The organism is bacterium, assembly GCA_035528375.1.
In the GTDB taxonomy this organism is placed as follows: Bacteria; RBG-13-66-14; RBG-13-66-14; order RBG-13-66-14; family RBG-13-66-14; genus RBG-13-66-14.
Window position 1 is genome coordinate 1 of the sequence record DATKYS010000002.1, and the last position, 16,723, is coordinate 16,723.

Here is a 16,723-nt window from a genome sequence, read left to right on the forward strand (position 1 = left end):
AGGACTCGTCCTACGGGGCCGCCCTACAAATTAAAAGGGGTATTGACAGACTCCCCATCCGGTGCTACGATATTGGCGAATCGTGCTACGGGAGGGCTCATGGCCGAGCTGGTGCGCTTCGGGGTGGCGATGCCCGAGGACCTGGTCGAGCGCTTCGACGCCGCGACCGGGAACTTCCGCAACCGCAGCGACGCCCTGCGCCGCCTGGTTCAGGAATTCCTCGCCGAGCGCGAGTTCGCGGAAAACCAGGAGGTCATGGGCACCGTCACGCTCCTCTACGACCACCACCGGTCCCGGGAGCCCGGCGGCTTGACCGAAATCCAGCACGACGCGGGCGGGCTCGTCCACTCCACCATGCACGTCCACCTGGACCACCGCCGCTGCCTGGAGGTGGTGGTGGTGCGGGGTCCCGGGGGGGAAATCCGCGACCTGGTGGAGCGTCTCGGGAGCGCCCCGGGGGTCCTCCAGGCCCGCTTGCAGGCCGCGCCGCTCCGTCCGGCGCACCCCTGAGGTCGGTTCGGTCGGTCTGACGGCCATCCCCGACGGACCGGAGACCCGACCCAATTTCCAAGTCGTACTCCGAGAACCGCGAGGTTCCTTCGGAGCACCGCCGCCCGACGGCTTTACTCAACCGAGAAGGAGTGGAATGCACGTTCCCGATGGTCTTCTGCAACCGGCGGTGTGGGCCGGCGGCTGGGCCCTGGGCGGGAGCGGCCTCGCCTGGGCCGTCGTCCGCGCCCGGAAGGTGATGGAAAAGGGGCTGGTCCCGCTGGCCGGCGTGCTGGCGGCCTTCATCTTCGCCGCCCAGATGCTCAACTTCCCGATCCTGCCCGGCGTCTCCGGCCACCTGGTCGGCGCGGCGCTGGCGGCCATCGCCCTCGGGCCCGCCATGGGCATCCTGGTCATCTTCACCGTCCTGGCCGTCCAGTGCCTCCTCTTCGCCGACGGCGGCGTCACGGCGCTGGGGCTCAACACCCTGGCCATGGGCGTGACCGGCGCCCTCGTGGGGTACGGCCTCTACCGGCTCGTCGGCGGGGGGACCCCCTCCGGCTGGCGCCGCCGGGCGGCCGCTTTCACCGCCGGATTCGGCGCCACCGTGGTCGCCTCCGCGGTGACCTCCACCGCCATCTGCCTCTCCACACCATACCCCCCCGCGACCGTATTCGGCCTCATGGTCGGGTTCCACGCCCTGGTGGGCGTCGGCGAGGGGCTCATCACCGTAGTGGTGGTGGAGGTGCTGCAGGGGGCGGGCGTCCTGGAGCGGCGACTGGAAGGGGGGGTGGCGCGATGAAGCGGCTCACCATCGTCCTCATCGTATTGGGAGCCCTGGCGCTGGTCGCGGCGCTGGCCAGCCCCCTGGCCTCGCCCTACCCCGACGGCCTCGAGGCGGCCCTGGAGCGGGCGACCGACGAAGGTGCAGCGGCAGAGTTGGAGGAGGGGGAACACCTGGTGGACTCGCCCTGGCCCGACTATGACGCGGGCGGCGACGGTTCAACGGGCTCCACCATCCTGGCCGGCATCCTCGGCGCCATCGCCACCCTCGCCCTCGGCCTCGGCCTGGCGAAGCTCGTCTCGCTGAAAAAGGCCTAGAACCAAGCCAACAGCGCAGCTCCACTCATAAATACCGACCACACAAAGGTCGGTATTTGCCACTAGAAAAGAGTGTAAATATATTGTAGAGTGAGCTTTGTTGCCATTTGCGGTGGAGGTACCCAATGCGAGGGAAGGTAGTCGCACTGTTTTTATTCCTGCCCCTGATCACACCCATCCTGGCCGATGATTGGATTCAGGACAGCTGGGTGGACGGTCCGGCGCCGGAAGGGGATTGGCTCTGGAACCAACACCGGAAGAGCTTCGACACGTCTGTGAACCTCGCCTGGTGGCGCTACGTCGTGGACCCGGGGACCGGGGACAACCACATCTTTCCCTACGCACCGAGTACGAACCCGGATGATGTCGGCGAATTCGGCGATGGGATAGAGCTCATGCGTGTGATCACCTGCGAGACCAACTACTTCGACCACGGTTCCGAAACCTTCTACCAGGTTGTCGGCGGACTGGCCGCAAACGGCAAACTCGCCATCTACTACTCGGACGACTATGGCGTTACCTGGAATGAAAACATTAGTCCGAATTTACGTGGTCCGCTCCTCTACATCGCCCAGAGACCGGACACAAACGAGCTGCACGTGGCGGCCAACACGAATGATGGCTTGGAGATCTACATCCTGGACGGCCTCGACGGCGCCTGGGATCTACAAACCGAGATTCCGGACGCGACGTTCACCAACGCCCGCTTCCTCTTCGACGACTCCTACCACGGCTATCTGACCGTCTCTGATACCGACCAAACGGACGCCAGGCTCTGGCTCTGGGATGGAAACGACTGGAGTACCGACGGGGACAAATTCCCCGGGGATCCGTTCCACCTGTACGCCATCTGGCGGATGGGACATACGGATGATCTCTTCGTCGCCGTAGATAACAACGTGGGCAACGACCTGCTCTACTACTCGACCGACGACGGGGACTCCTGGAGCGAATGGACGGTGGATTACTACGGCGGTCCGGTGGACGCGCCCCAATTCGCCTCCACCGGTCCCTCCACCAGCGGGATGAATACTTACGTCTACCTCGCCACGTCCAACGCCCACGGATCGCCGCTGGTCTGTCGGATCAACGACAACGATCCCACGGACTTCTACCTCTTCGATTTCAAATACACGGGCCTGACCGAAGTCCACGACATCCTGGTCGCAGACGACGGCATCGTCTTCATCTCTGGGATAGGCGTCGGCGGGGCCGGACTGTGGATCTCCGACGACGACGGTCTGTCGTGGACCGGCAACTACTTTGACGACCCCTGGGACGATCTCGACGCGGTCCCCGTTCTCTTACAGGACCCCAACTTCGGTTTTATCTACGCATCGGGCAATTCGTTGATTCTGGAGACCCCCTTCATCGTGTTCATGGCCCATCCCACCGCCGAGATTATCAGCCTGCCCTACGACTGCGGGGAACCCTCCACCTTCGACTCCATCGAAATCCCGGTCGACCTGCCGGAAAATTCCGATCTGAAAGTCTACCTCCGTTCCGACGACACCCCGCAGATGAACGGCGATTGGGTCTTGATAGATAACTATTACAACCTCGAGGGCATCGAACAGGGGATGCGGTACGTTCAGTACAAGCTCGAATTTTTCGCAGGAAACGACGTGCCCTATTCCTTCCCCGTCGTGGAAAGTTTTCGGTTGAGCTACAACCCGGGTGGGGATCCGGACAGCCCCCGGGTCGTGGAAACCATCCCCAGCGACGGCGCTCAGGGCGTCTCCCTCAACACGGATATCTGGGTCGTCTTTAGCCGATCCATGGACCTTGCCAGCTTCGAGGGGAACTTCTTCATCTACGACGGCGAGATCGAGATCCCGTGGACGGGCCGGCTCGAGGGAGACGACGAATCCACTTTCGTCGCCGATCCCGAACAAAGTCTGCCGCCCCTGAAGCTGATCGAGGTCCTGTTGTACGAGGGCATCACCGACTCGGACGGGACCCCCCTCGAGGACGACAACGGCCCGGCGGAGGGCGCCTACGACTTCGGCTTCGAAACCGGCGGGTCGAGCAGACCGGACGGTCCCCGGGTCGAGGAAACCGTCCCCCCCGACGGCGCTAAGGACGTGCCCCTCAACACGAATATCTTAGTCAAGTTCGACCGCCGCATGGATCTGGACAGCTTCAGGGAGAACTTCCACATCTTCGCCGACGGGATCGAGATAGATTGGGACGGCCGGCTCGAGGGCGACAATTTCGAGTTCATCGCCGAACCCGACCCCGGCCTGCCCCCCCGAAGCCTGATCAGTGTTCTCTTGGATTTCGGGATCACCGACGAGGACGGGAAGCCCCTCGAGGACGGCAACGGCCCGGAGGAAGGCGCCTACGATTTCAGCTTCACCACCGGCGGCGAGGGGGACATAGACGAGGACCCGCCCGAGGTCACCGACGTCAAGGCCAACCCCAACCCCACCTTCGGCGCCGACGTGGTGAGCCTGACCTGCAAAGCCGATGACGCGGAGCGCGGCGGCTCGTTCATCGCCGGCGGCGAGTACTTCGTGGACGACGCGGGGCAGGACGGGGAGGGCATGCCCATGTCGGCGGGGGACGGCGATTTCGACGACAGTTACGAGGAGCTCCTGGCTCTGGTTGACGCGAGCGGCTGGGCCGACGGCTCGACCCACATCCTCTACGTCCACGCGCGGGACGCGGCGGGCAACTGGTCCCCCCTGCAATCCGTCGTGGTGGAGACCGAGGGCGACTTCTTCGACCCGTCGCGGGCGTACGTCTGGCCCAATCCCGCCAGCGACGCGGCCCACTTCGCCTTCACCGTGGGCGGCGACGCGCGGGTCGAGCTCGTGGTTTACGACCTGGCCGGCCGCGAGGTGCACCGCGAGCGGGGCGAGTTCGTCGTGGGAACACCGGGGGCCTTCGTCTGGAACCTGGACGGCGTCGCCAGCGACGTTTACATTTTCCGCCTGGCCGCCGAAGAGATAAGCGGGATGGGGCGCTCCGGCTCCGTGATGAAGAAGCTGGCCGTCGTTCGCTAAAACCGGACTCAAAGGGCGCCCTGGAGCTTACTTTCCGCACTCCCTTTAGGAGAACGCGATGCCGAAGCGCTTCGTGTCAACGATTCTACTCCTCTTTCTGACCGCGGTGGCCCTCGCCGGGAACGCCGGGGCGACCTTCCTGTTGCTGCCGGAGGACATCCGGGCCGTGGGCATGGGCGGCACCGGCGCCGGGGAAGGCGGGAACCTCGCCGGGCTCTTCTACAACCCGGCCAGCCTGGGCTTCCGCACCGAGGCCGCGATAAACGCCGCCTTCACGAGCTGGATCGCCGACACGAGCCTCGGCTACCTGGCCGGCTGTCTGCCCATCGGGAAGGCGGGGGTTCTCTCGCTGGGCGCGACCTACATGAACGTGGGCGGCTTCGAGCGGCGGACCGGCGACACCGACGAGCCCGAAGGCACATTCGACGCCATGGGCCTGGCCGCCGAGGCGGGCTACGGAATCGAGCTCTTCGACGGCTTCTCGGCCGGCCTCACCGCCGGGGTGGTCCACCAGCGCCTGGACACCTACTCGGCCACCGGGGCGAGCTTCGATTTGGGCGTCCAGTACCGCCTCCCCTTCGACTGGCTCACCGTGGGCGTGGCGGGGAGGAACCTCGGCACGCCCCTTACATTCATCAGCGCCCAAACCCCGCTGCCGTCGAACGTTGTCGGCGGCGTCAACCTGAGCTTCCTGGAGGGCGACCTCGGCTTCAACCTGGACGCCGAGTACCACCTCGACGACGCCGTGGACAACCTCTACGCCCACGTGGGCGGCGAGTACGTCCTTTTCGACACGGCGGCACTCCGTGTCGGCTACACCTTCGGCTACGGTTCCCAGGGCGGCTCGATGACCGGCCTCTCCGCCGGAATCGGCCTCCAGGTCGTCGGCATCACCCTCGATTTCGCCTACACAAACCAGGGCGACCTGGGCGGCTCCTACCGCGCGGGGCTGGGGTACGACTTCGCCTACGTCACCAGCCGCAGGGACACACTGCAGGATTACCTGAACCAGATCGCCGAGCTGGGGCGGGCCACCAGCCGCGCCTTCTACACCGAGGGGCAGGACGCGCTCGGGCAGGAGCGTTACGCCGACGCCGTCAGCGCCTTCGACAAGGCCCTGATCTGGGACCCGTCCTACACCGAGGCGGCCCTGGCGTACTACGCGGCCGTCGGGCTGGTCCGAGAGTTCGAGATCAACGACCGCATCTCCCAGGGCAAGCTCTACCTGGAGAATGAGGACTACGTCTTGGCCCTGGCCGAGTTCTCCGCCGCCCTGGGGATCGATCCCGCAAACACCGACGCCCTCAGCCTTATCACCTCAGCCTCGAACGGCCTGTCCAGGCAGTTGGCCGAGCGGGAGGCCAAGGTGGCCAAGCTCTCCCAGAAGGCCGCCGATCTCTTCGCCGCCGAGGACTACCGCGGGGCCATCACCGCCTGGAGCGAGGTCCTGGTCCTGGACCCCACGAACAGCCTAGCCCTGGAGTACCTGAGTCTGTCCGAGAGCAACCTGGCGAAGCAGGTGAAACAGGAGAAGCGCCTGGCACGGAATCTGGAGGAGCAGGGGCGTTACAACGAGGCCCTGGACCACTGGATGAAGGCCAACGAGCTGGCCCCCGACGACCCGGAGCTGCCCGTGGCCATCAGCCAGTGCCGAGACAACCTCTCCCTTCAGATAAAAACCCTCGTCGAGGACGGCATCGCCCGCTACGATAGAGGCGAGTACGCCGCCGCCAAGGACCTCTTCCACAAGGCGCAGCGCCTCGACCCCGGCAACCGGAAGGCCGCGGAGTACCTGGCGAAAATCGAGGCCGCCCAGACCACGACGGTGCGTGAATCGGACCCCATCACCGCCAACGAGTTCTACCTGAAGGGCGTCCAGGCTTACACGCGCAAGGACTACGAGCTGGCGATATACTACTGGGAACAGTGCCTCTACTACCAGCCCGATCATCCCAAGGCGGGCCCGAACATCGAGCGGGCGCGGCAGCTCCTGGCGGCCCTGCAGGGGTAGGCCCGGTTTACGGGCGGCGGACTGTGAACCGCATGGCGGAGCGGGCGACGCGTCCTCTATCAATCGGGGGGCCGACGCCCGGGAGAGTGAGCGATGCGGATTTCCATCAGCATCAAGCTGGCTGTGGCGATTCTGGTCCTGATGGTCGCCTTGACGGTGGCGCTCGCCTGGCGTCTCGAGGCCGAGGCCCGGCGGCAGGCCATCGGCCAGATACGCCTCCGGGGCGAGGGCGTGGCCCGGATGTTGGCAGTCAACTCCGCGGACGAGCTGGGGCGCCTGGACGACCTGCGCCTGGCCCAGTTCGTCGTGGACGCCTCCACGCTGCCCGACGTGCTCTACGCCGCCGTGGTGGACTCCGACGGCATCGTCTTCGCCCACTCCGAGTTCGAAGAGGGGGGCATCGGGAAGCCCTTCGCGCCGTCCTGGGAGGGCTACGCGCCGGTGGAGGAGGGGGTGGAGGACAACCCCTTCATCTACGAGGGCCAGCCGGCGCGCGACGTCGCGGCACCCATCGTTATCGGCGACTCGAAGACCCGCCGCCGCATCGGCGAGGTCCACGTGGCCATCTCCGAGGCCCCTGTGGCCCGGGCGGTGGAGGAGCTGCGCCGCACGATGTTCCTCATCGCCGGAATCGCCCTAGGGGCGGCGTTCATCCTGGCCATCCTCTACGGGGTAGTCCTCACCCGGCCGCTGCGCCGCATCGCCGCCGGCGTGGGCCGCATCGGCAAGGGGGACCTCAGCTACCGCATCAAGGTTAAGCGCAAGGACGAGATCGGCGACCTGGGCCGGGCCGTCAACAACATGGCCGAGAGCCTGAAGCAGAGCAACTACATCCGCAACGCCTTCCGCCTCTACGTCAGCCGTCAGGTGGCGGACCAGATAATCAGCAATCCGCAGCTCCACCTGAAGCAGTCCCGGGGTCAGCGCCGCGAGGTCACCATCATGTTCGCCGACATACGCGGTTTCACGTCCCTGGCCGAGAAGATGCTTCCCGAGGAGGTGGTCGCCGTCCTCAACACGTACCTGAGCTTCTTGACCGAGTCGGTCTTCGCCTACGACGGCACTCTGGACAAGTTCATGGGCGACAGCGTGATGGCCGTGTTCGGTGCTCCGCTGGACCAGAAACACCACGCCCTCCGCGGGATCCTGGCCGCCCTGGAGATGCAGCAGGGCATCACCCGGCTGAACCGGGAGCGGGCGAAAGCCGGGCTGCAGACCGTCTGCATAGGCATCGGCATGACCACCGGCCAGGTCATCGTCGGCAACATCGGCTCCGATGAGCGGTTGGACTATACCGCCATCGGCGACACGGTCAACCTGGCCAGCCGGCTCGAGGGGCTGGCCTGTGAGGGCCAGATAATCGTTAACGAGGAGGTCCACCGTTTAGTGCGGGACTACATCGTCGCCGAGAAGCTGGAGCCGATGATGGTCAAGGGCAGGTCCGCCTCGGTCCAGTCCTGGAATATCACCGCTCTGAGGCCCGGGGTTATACTGCCCGAGGACATCCCCCACCACGAAGACGGGAGGAGGGAGTCCGCGCTGAAGAGAAAATGACGGACGCGGGTTGAGGCGATGACCCCCTGTGAGACCATCCAGACCGGCCCGGCGCGTCCGCGTCCCCGCGTCGCCCTGGGCGGGGCGCTCGTCACGGCCGCGGCCGCGGCGGCCCTCCCCGCGGGCGAGATCGTCGGCGCCGGCCTCGTCGCCGGGCTGCTCCTGGCGAATTGGATTTTCTTGAAGCCCCGCCCCCGGGGGCTTCTGCGCTGGCTCCTGCGGGGCGTGGGCATCCTGACGCTCATCACCGCCGCCACCCCCTTCTTCGGCCCGGGGACCCCGGTCGGGAAAATTCTCGGCCTGACGGTCTACCGGGAGGGGCTCCTTTTATGGGCCTCCATCGTCTCCCGCGGGGCGGTGGCCATCCTCGCGATGGGGGCCGCCGTCTCCGCCCTGGGCGCGAACGGGGCGGTCATCGCCCTGGCCCGCTTCCCCCTGCCGCGCGTCATCTCGGGCCTCTTCGCCGTGAGCTGGCTCCAGCTCCACCTGCTGGGGGAGGAGATGACCCGGCGGGCGCGGGCCGTGGAGCTGCGTGGACCGGGCGCCGGGCGCGCCCTCCGGCGAAGGGCGCTGGGGGGGACCCTGGGCGCCGTGTTCAAAAAGAGCCTGGACCGGGGGCACCGGCTGGGGCTGGCCATGAGCCTGCGCGGCGACGGCGAGCCGACATTCACCAAAGGAGCCCCGCTGCGGGCGCTGGACTGGATTTACCTGGTCGTCGCCATCCTGCCTCTGGGCGTCACCCTCTGGACCTACATTGACTGACGGACACGCAGCCTCGACGCTGGTACTGGATGGCCTGACCTGCCGCTACCCCGAGGGGCCGACGGTGCTTGCGGGCGTGGACCTCCGGCTGGCCGCCGGGGAGCGCGTGGCGCTTCTGGGCGGGAACGGCGCCGGGAAGTCCACCCTCCTCCTCTGCCTGCCCGCCGCGCTGCCCTACTCCGGGCGCCTGGCGGTGGACGGGCTGGAGGCCCGGGGGAACGAAAAGGCCGTCCGGGAGAGGGTGGGGCTGGTGTTCCAGGACCCCGGCGACATGCTCTTCGCCCCCTCCTGCCGCGAGGAGGTGGCCTACGGGCCGCTGTGCCGCGGGTGGCCGGCGGAGGAAATCCAGGAGGAGGTCCACGGCTGGCTCCACTGGGCCGGGTTGGCGGACAAGGCGGACATCCCGCCGTTCCGGTTGTCCTACGGGGAAAGGCGGCGGCTGTCCCTGGCGGCGGTGATGGTCTGCCGCCCGAGCCTTCTGGCCCTGGACGAGCCGGCGGCCATGCTCGACCCGGCCGCGATCCGCGACCTCGTCCAGCTCCTTACCTCCCTGCCCCAGACCATGCTCGTCGCCACCCACGACCTGGGCTTCGCGGAAAAAGTGGCCGACCGCGCCGCGGTCCTCTGCGGGGGGAAGGTCGTCTACGACGGGGACCTCCCCACCCTGCGCGACCACCCGGACCTGGCGGAGTGGCGCCTCGGGTGAGCCCTTTTCACCCCCGTCCCAATATTCTATAATCGGACCCGAAAGACCCGCCGAACGGGGGAAGCCATGGATACCAACGACCTGGCGCAGATTCAGCTCTTCGCCAACCTGGAGGAGGAGCAGCTCGAGAAGATAGTGGGGCTCTTGCACCGGCTCGAGGTGCAGCCGGAGAACGAGATCGTCGTCGAGGGCGAGACCGGTCAGCGGCTCTACATCATCGTCGAGGGCACGGCCCAGGTGCGACAGGTGCTGGACACCGACCGGGCCAAGGTGCTGGCCTCCCTGGGGAAGGGGAATTTCTTCGGCGAGCTGGCGCTGTTGGATTCCGGGCCCCGCTCGGCCAGCGTGGTCGCCGTGACGCCCTGCGAGTTGTACTACCTGGACCGTGACGAGTTCATGGACCTTCTCAAGAAGTACCCCGAGATGGCGATAAAGCTGGCGCAGACGCTGGCCGGTCGCCTGCGCCGCGCCAACCGGCAGATAAAGGACCTCTCGCTCTACACATTGTGACCACCCCCTCTCCCTTTAAGGGAGCGGCGTGCCGACGGGCCGGTGTGAGGGTAATGCGTGAAAACGGCGTGGACTAAAGTCCCCGCCCTACATTTAGCGCATGACGGAAACGGCCCCCCTCTCCCTCCGGGTGTGGGGATGGGGGTGAGGGCCACCTTATAAAAAGCGGCGGGGAAAGGATTCCCCGCCCTACGTTTACGGACAACGATAATTCGACGTAGGGGCGACCGGTAGGACGAGTCCTCCACGGTCGCCCGCGGGCGGGTGTGGACACCCGCCCCTACGCCATCGCAATCGCGGGTGAGGAGTGCAGCGGCCCCCTCTCCCTTTTAGGGAAAGGGCCGGGGTGAGGGGTGCAGCTATCCCCTCTGCCTTCCAGGGAGCGGCGCGCCGACGGGATTAAGGGTGAGGGCTTCCTTATAATAACGGGCCGACCTGAAGGTCGGCCCCTACGTCATCGCAACACACGAACCACCGCCCCCGGTGGCGCCGGGGGCGCCGTTGTTATAGAATCACCCCGAAAGGCCCGACCATGAGCGAAATCAAACACGAGCTGGAACGCATCCTCTTCGGCCTTGTGGACTGCATCACCGCCGAGGAATTGGAAAAACGGCTCGCCAAGAGGCGCGCCGAGAATAAGCCCCTGCGCCTGAAACTCGGCGCCGACCCCAGCGCCCCGGACATCCACCTCGGCCACTCCGTGCCGTTGAGAAAACTGCGGCAGATGCAGGAAACGGGCCACCACGTGGACTTCGTCATCGGCGACTTCACGGGGATGATCGGCGACCCCACCGGCCGCAGCAAGACCCGCCCCGCCCTCTCCCGCGAGGAGATAGACGCCAACGCCAAAACATACGAGGAGCAGGTTTTCAAGATTCTCCTCCCGGAGCGGACCACCATCCGGTTCAACTCCGAGTGGAGCGATAAATTGAGCTTCAGCGACGTCATCCGGCTGGCGGCCAAGTACACCGTGGCCGGGATGCTCGAGCGCAACGACTACCGCCAGCGCTACAACGACGGCCAGCCCGTGGGGGTCCACGAGTTCCTCTACCCCCTGGCCCAGGCCTACGACTCGGTGGTTCTCGAGACGGACATCGAGATAGGCGGCACCGACCAGCTCTTCAACTTCATCTGTACCCGGGACATCATGGGCCGCTCCGGCGTCGAGCCGGAGATAGTCATCACCGTGCCGCTCCTGGAGGGGACCGACGGCGTGGAGAAGATGAGCAAATCCCTGGACAACTACATCGGCATCAGCGAGCCGGGAGAGGAGATGTACGGCAAGACGATGAGCATCCCGGACACGCTCATCGTCAAGTACTTCACCCTGGCGACGGACGCCGATCCCGCCGAGGTCCGGAAGATGGAGGAGGGGATGGCGTCGGGCGGGTTGAATCCGCGGGACGCCAAGGCGCGGCTGGCGCGGGAGATAGTCACGCTCTACCACGGCGCCGCCGCCGCCCGGAAGGCCGAGGAGCACTTCGAGACCGTCTTTCGTCAGAAGGAGATTCCCGATGAGGTCCCGGAGTACGAGATTCCCGACGGCATGCGTTGGATTTGCGAGTTGATAAAGCACGTCGGTTTCGCGAAGAGCAACGGCGAGGCGAGGCGGCTGATTCAGCAGGGCGGTGTGAGGTTGGGCGGGGAGAAGGTGTCAGACGTGGACCTGGAGCTGGACCCCAAGCGGGACGACGGCGTGGTGCTGCAGGTGGGTAAGCGGCGGTTCGCCAAGCTGAACATTCCTCACCCAAGACAAATAGAATCTGTAGACCTCCTTGGAGATGACCTGTAGGAGCGACCCTCTGCGATGACGTAGGGGCCGACCTTCAGGTCGGCCCGCATTTACGAATGTAGGGCGGGGATTTGCCGGAGGCATAGCTAGCTTCGCTCGGTTCCTATCCCCGCCGCTTTTTAAAGGAAGCCCTCACCCCGGCCCTCTCCCACGGGGAGAGGGAGGCCGTTTCTCGTCGGTTGCAATGACGTAGGGGCGGGTGTCCACACCCGCCCGCGTTTGTTCATCCACCGACGTTAGCCAAAATGTAGGGCGGGGACTTTAGTCCCCGCCGTTTTTTCAAAGGTGGCCCTCACCCTCATTCCCTCTCCCGGAGGGAGAGGGAGGCCGTTTCTCGTCGGTTGCGATGACGTAGGGGCGGGTGTCCACACCCGCCCGCGTTTGTTCATCCACCGCCGTTAGCCAAAATGTAGGGCGGGGACTTTAGTCCCCGCCGTTTCCGCTCGCGGCAAAACCCATTCGTAACACGAATAATTTTCGTCGCGGTAACGGGGTCCAGCGCCCCGCGCTGGTGGTATGGTAAAATGTGGGTTGCTTCTTTTTCCGACCCGACCGCGCCCCGCGGATGGATGGAGGTCCGATGAAACGTACCCTCGTCACCGCCCTCGTACTCTTCGCGGCCACCGCCGCCCTGGCCGACGAAGAATTCTTCAACGAGCGCTACATCCAGGTCACCGCCGGCGTCGCCATCTTCCCCACCAAGACCTGCGTCGTCCTGACCGAGTACGACTACCGGGAGATACCGAGCTACGAATTCCTGGACCACCAGATCCTCGGGGTCTCGTTAAAGGTTCTGTTTCCCATCCGGGAGTGGGTCAAGCTGGGCGCCCAGATCAACTACGCCGTCCTCGACTACCCCTACGACGACCCGGGGAAGATGTCGAGCGAGCTCGACCTCCACATCCTAGCCACGCTGTTGTCGCTCCAGGTGCCCTTCTCGCTCTACTACAACGACTGGCTGGACGTGATGCTCATCCCGCAGCTCTACTACTACGGGGCGGGGCAGCAGCCGCAGAACATGGTCCCCGGCCTGGAGGGCTACAACGACCTCCTGACCCGCACCTCGGTAGAATGGCAAGGGGTGGGTATCGGGGGGTCCCTGGCGGCGGACGTCTACTTCGACGACCTCTTCCTGCACCTCGAGGGCGGCTGGCTCCAGGGCGGCGTGGACGTTGACCGTATGCTCTGGAAGGAAGAGACCGACACGGAGCCGGCGGTCTACCTGGACCCCTCCTCGGAGATGGGCAACGTCATCTTCTCCGCGGGCGTCGGCTACTTCTTCTAGGTACCGACGGGGCGCCGATGCACTGGACCTATTACGTCGCGGGAGCCATCACGCTTTAATGTTTGTGGTGGCTCATCGGTTCGGCGAGGAAAAGGAGGGCCGACGAGGTCTGCCAATCCCTGGCCGTGGGCGGCCTCTTCGTGGGGTGGCTCCTGGGCTGGACGAGCCTGCGGCTCTTCGACCTGGAGTGGCTTCAAAACCTGGGCTGGGTGACGATAGGGGTCGCGAGCGCCACCCTCATCTCCACCGTCGTCTTCATGCACGTGAAAGGAAAGCCCGGGAGCGCGAACTTCGAGAAGACCACCCGGCTCGTCGTCACCGGCCCCTTCGCCGTAATCCGCCACCCGCTTTACGCGGCCACCGCCTGGTGGTCGGCGGGGGCCTTTTTCATCCACCAGAGCCTCCTCGCCGCCGCCACCTTCCTGACCACCTCCGTCCTGGCCTACATGGCGGCCCGACTGGCCGCGCCCCACCTGGCGGAAAAGTTCGGCCCGGACTACGCCGCGTATGCGGAGAGGGTCCCCCGTTTCAACCCTCTGACCGGGCTGTGGCGCCTGATTACACGCCGCCGACCCGACCGCCCTTGAAAAAAAGCTTGACAGGAAAATTTTCCCTGTTAGAATCACACAAATTTTAGCGTGGCAAGGCCGACGCGAGAAGGGGCGCTTCTGCCAGCGAACAAAAAAATACACTTTCCCGGGATAAGTTCGTCCGGCCCGGGTTCCACCGCTCTCGAAGGGGATTTTCTCCCCTTTTTTTTATACCGCCCGGTCGGGCCGCCCGAAAAAAACGGCCCGGCGGGCCCGGATTTCACCACTCTCGCGGGGGGTCTCCCCCCCTTTTTTTAAACCCCGGGAAAGGAAGGACCGGATGCAGGACGCGAAACGGTTCCACGACGCCACGACGGAGCTCAGGAAATTTTTCGTCGAACGGGGCTTCATCGAGGTACCCGTGCAGTCGCGGCTGTCCATCCTGGCCGCCTGCGAGGACCCCTACACGATAAGCATGTTCACCTTCGCCGGGGAGAAGTGGCCCCTGCCGCAGACGGGGCAGATGTGGCTGGAGTACGAGCTTCTGACCCACCCCCGGTGGCCCGGCGTCTTCTGCGTGAGCACGTCATACCGCAACGAGCCCCGCCCGATTCCGGGCCGGCACGACCTCGTATTCCCCATGTTCGAGTTCGAGGCGCAGGGGGGCGTGGCCGACCTGGTGGCCCTGGAAAAGGCGCTCATCGGAGAGCTCGGGATGGGCGACTCCCGCATCGCGGATTACAACGAGGTGTGCGAGAAGTACGGGTCGGCGGCCATAGGGGCGCGGGAGGAAGAGCTGCTGGAACGAGATTACGGATGCCCCGTGATTTTGACCCGGTTCCCCTTCCGGTCGCACCCGTTCTGGAACATGAAGGAAATCGGTGACAGGCTCTTCAACAAGGTGGACGTCATCCTCCACGGGATGGAGACCGTCGGCAGCGCGGAGAGGAGCTGCAACCCCGGGGAGATGCGGGCCAACTTCCACGGCGTCAGCCACGGGAAGTACGCCGAGAAGCTGTTCGAGCTTTTCGGGCGGGAAAGGGTGATGCGGGAGCTGGACGCCTACCTGGCCCTGGACATGTTCCCGCGGTTCGGTGGTGGGATAGGGCTGACGCGGCTCGCCCGGGCGTTGAGGCTGGAGGAGGAGCGTGGGGCATCGGCGCTGCGGGAGGCCGAATGCGGCTGACAGCGACCGACGCATCGAAATCGCATAATAAAGACGCCCCTCGGGACGTCCACTTGAAGACGCGCGACCCCCCTTAACCATCGCGTAACAAATCGCGCACGTACTTAATTATTTTCGGGACATCCGAATTAAGCGTGTACCAGATGATATCTATGTCCACAACGTCGTACTCGTGAATGAGGACGTCACGCATTCCAGCCATCGCCGCCCAGTCCATAGCCGGGTGGTTTTGCTTCAGCTCGACCGAGAGTCTCTTCACCGCTTCACCGATGATCTCGAATCGCCGTACAACGGCATCCTGAATCATTTTATCAGCCTCTATGTCCTTCTTACTCCGCTTCTTCGTGTATTCCAGGATGCGTTCGGCGGCTTCCAGAATATCACCTAGATATGTTTTATCACGCTTTTTCATAAATCGTCCTCGCCGTGTTGAGTATTTCCTCCCTGCGCATTGCGTTTCCACTATTGAGAAGACCCCTCTTGCTTATCAGATCAACCTTCCTGTTGAAAAGACGCACCAATTCATACCTGATGTTGACGAAATCCAGGAGCGTTATCGGTATATTGTCCTCGAATTCCACCAGTAGGTCCACGTCGCTCTCGGGACCCGATTCCCCCCGCAATACCGATCCGAAAAGGGAAAGCTCTCGGATCCCCCACCGCCCGCACAGGCGGCGAAGCTCTTCCTCGGGTACATTCAGCATGATTCCTCCTACTCCGCCCAGATGACCGTGTCGCCCAACTTCAGGTACACGAAGACCTCCTCGATGTCCGCGTTCAGGGACCGGACGCAGCCGTGGCTGACGGCGGTGCCTATCAGGTCGGGCTCGTTGGTCCCGTGCATGCCGTAGGTGGGGAGGTCTATGCCGATCCAACGCGAGCCGAGGCCGTTCTCCGGGTCGCCGGGCGGGTAGCTCCGGCCCTCCCAGTTCCAGGTGGGATTTTCCTTCAGGCGGACGATATCGTACACGCCGGGGGGCGTTGGCGAAGAGGGACCGCCGACGGCCACCGGCCAGGTCTTCACCGACCGGCCGTCCACGAAGAGGGTGGCCCGGCACTCCGAGATGTCCACGTAGACGACCGTCCCCTCGCCGTAGCCCATCCCGGAAAGCTCATCGGTGGAGATTATCGGGGCCAGACCGTCGGGCCAGAGGGCCAGCGTCTGCATATCGAAGTCGGCGCCCAGCCGCAGAATGACCGCGGCCTCGCTGGAACCGGGAGGGACCGGGATAAGCCGGTCGGAATCCAGGGAGAACAGGAGCGCCAGGTCCCGGGCGGCGGCCCCGTAGGCCGGCTCGTACAGGACCACCGTACGCTCGGGGACACCGTCCGGGGGATCGGTGATGCGCCAGCCGCGGGCGGTGGTGTCGTTGGCCAGGGTGGAGAGTCCGGCCTCCAGGGCGGCGTCGGACCCGCCGTCGGCGCGCTCCACCAGGAGGAGAAGACGCGGCGGCGCCAGGGGCGGATCGCCCCCGGGGTCGGACCCGCCGCAGGCCGTCACGCCGGCGAGCAAGAGGAGCGCCAGGATCGTACGAGCGAGTGGTTTCAAACGGTCCCCCGTTTCGGTGCGTCCACTATTGTACCAAACGGGGCGCTCCTCGACCCGAGACGAATCTCGTAGCAGGAAGGAATCCGGCCTTTCCGGCATCTAGCGCCGGCGGACGCGGGGGCCGACATTCGGTCGGCCCGAGGGCCGGTCGGATTCGAATTATGTAACGCAGGGCGGGGGTTTGAGTACCCCGCCCTGTTTTTTATATAAGGCAGCCCCCCCATCGGCGCGCCGCTCAAA

Annotated in this window: 16 protein-coding genes; 13 read left to right on the forward strand and 3 right to left on the reverse strand. The window is 65.1% G+C overall.

Annotated elements, in window-relative coordinates:
* Positions 1-99 precede the first annotated feature (99 nt).
* The 13 genes from nikR to VM054_00145 all read left to right on the forward strand — a co-directional run bounded on the left by nikR (position 100) and on the right by VM054_00145 (position 14,934).
* A complete protein-coding gene (nikR, locus tag VM054_00085) occupies positions 100-510 on the forward strand; it encodes a nickel-responsive transcriptional regulator NikR (GenBank protein HUT97454.1) in 411 nt (136 codons plus the stop codon).
* 136 nt (positions 511-646) lie between these two features.
* Positions 647-1,291, forward strand: a complete 645-nt coding sequence (locus tag VM054_00090; protein HUT97455.1) for an energy-coupling factor ABC transporter permease — start codon at positions 647-649, stop codon at positions 1,289-1,291.
* The gene (locus VM054_00095) at positions 1,288-1,590 is read left to right on the forward strand and encodes a PDGLE domain-containing protein (protein ID HUT97456.1); all 303 of its coding nucleotides are present in this window, start codon (positions 1,288-1,290) and stop codon (positions 1,588-1,590) included. The genes VM054_00090 and VM054_00095 overlap by 4 nt, the downstream gene beginning before the upstream one ends.
* 125 nt (positions 1,591-1,715) lie before the next feature.
* Positions 1,716-4,598 (forward strand): Ig-like domain-containing protein, encoded by a 2,883-nt coding sequence (locus tag VM054_00100; GenBank protein HUT97457.1) that lies wholly within the window; start codon positions 1,716-1,718, stop codon positions 4,596-4,598.
* 58 nt (positions 4,599-4,656) lie between these two features.
* Positions 4,657-6,609 carry a PorV/PorQ family protein gene (locus tag VM054_00105; protein ID HUT97458.1) on the forward strand — a complete coding sequence of 651 codons (1,953 nt, stop codon included), beginning with the start codon at positions 4,657-4,659 and terminating at the stop codon, positions 6,607-6,609.
* 93 nt (positions 6,610-6,702) lie between these two features.
* A complete protein-coding gene (locus VM054_00110) occupies positions 6,703-8,163 on the forward strand; it encodes an adenylate/guanylate cyclase domain-containing protein (GenBank protein HUT97459.1) in 1,461 nt (486 codons plus the stop codon).
* Positions 8,164-8,181: 18 nt separating this feature from the next.
* On the forward strand, positions 8,182-8,925 hold the full coding sequence (locus tag VM054_00115; protein HUT97460.1) for an energy-coupling factor transporter transmembrane component T: 744 nt from the start codon (positions 8,182-8,184) through the stop codon (positions 8,923-8,925).
* Positions 8,918-9,631 carry an ABC transporter ATP-binding protein gene (locus VM054_00120; GenBank protein ID HUT97461.1) on the forward strand — a complete coding sequence of 238 codons (714 nt, stop codon included), beginning with the start codon at positions 8,918-8,920 and terminating at the stop codon, positions 9,629-9,631. The genes VM054_00115 and VM054_00120 overlap by 8 nt, the downstream gene beginning before the upstream one ends.
* 66 nt (positions 9,632-9,697) lie before the next feature.
* The gene (locus VM054_00125; GenBank protein HUT97462.1) at positions 9,698-10,141 is read left to right on the forward strand and encodes a cyclic nucleotide-binding domain-containing protein; all 444 of its coding nucleotides are present in this window, start codon (positions 9,698-9,700) and stop codon (positions 10,139-10,141) included.
* 532 nt (positions 10,142-10,673) lie between these two features.
* On the forward strand, positions 10,674-11,933 hold the full coding sequence (gene tyrS / locus VM054_00130; GenBank protein HUT97463.1) for a tyrosine--tRNA ligase: 1,260 nt from the start codon (positions 10,674-10,676) through the stop codon (positions 11,931-11,933).
* Positions 11,934-12,513: 580 nt separating this feature from the next.
* Positions 12,514-13,218, forward strand: coding sequence for a hypothetical protein (locus VM054_00135; GenBank protein ID HUT97464.1), 705 nt, complete (start codon positions 12,514-12,516; stop codon positions 13,216-13,218).
* Between the two features lie 62 nt (positions 13,219-13,280).
* Complete coding sequence (locus VM054_00140) at positions 13,281-13,805, forward strand: isoprenylcysteine carboxylmethyltransferase family protein (GenBank protein HUT97465.1); 525 nt, start codon at positions 13,281-13,283, stop codon at positions 13,803-13,805.
* Positions 13,806-14,088: 283 nt separating this feature from the next.
* Positions 14,089-14,934 carry an amino acid--tRNA ligase-related protein gene (locus VM054_00145; protein HUT97466.1) on the forward strand — a complete coding sequence of 282 codons (846 nt, stop codon included), beginning with the start codon at positions 14,089-14,091 and terminating at the stop codon, positions 14,932-14,934.
* Positions 14,935-15,007: 73 nt separating this feature from the next.
* Here VM054_00145 and VM054_00150 read toward each other — a convergent pair whose 3' ends face one another.
* The 3 genes from VM054_00150 to VM054_00160 are packed head-to-tail and all read right to left on the reverse strand — an operon-like array spanning position 15,008 to position 16,483.
* Positions 15,008-15,346 carry a DUF86 domain-containing protein gene (locus VM054_00150; protein ID HUT97467.1) on the reverse strand — a complete coding sequence of 113 codons (339 nt, stop codon included), beginning with the start codon at positions 15,344-15,346 and terminating at the stop codon, positions 15,008-15,010.
* On the reverse strand, positions 15,333-15,638 hold the full coding sequence (locus VM054_00155; GenBank protein HUT97468.1) for a nucleotidyltransferase domain-containing protein: 306 nt from the start codon (positions 15,636-15,638) through the stop codon (positions 15,333-15,335). The genes VM054_00150 and VM054_00155 overlap by 14 nt, the downstream gene beginning before the upstream one ends.
* Positions 15,639-15,646: 8 nt before the next feature.
* Positions 15,647-16,483, reverse strand: a complete 837-nt coding sequence (locus VM054_00160; protein ID HUT97469.1) for a L,D-transpeptidase family protein — start codon at positions 16,481-16,483, stop codon at positions 15,647-15,649.
* Positions 16,484-16,723 lie beyond the last annotated feature (240 nt).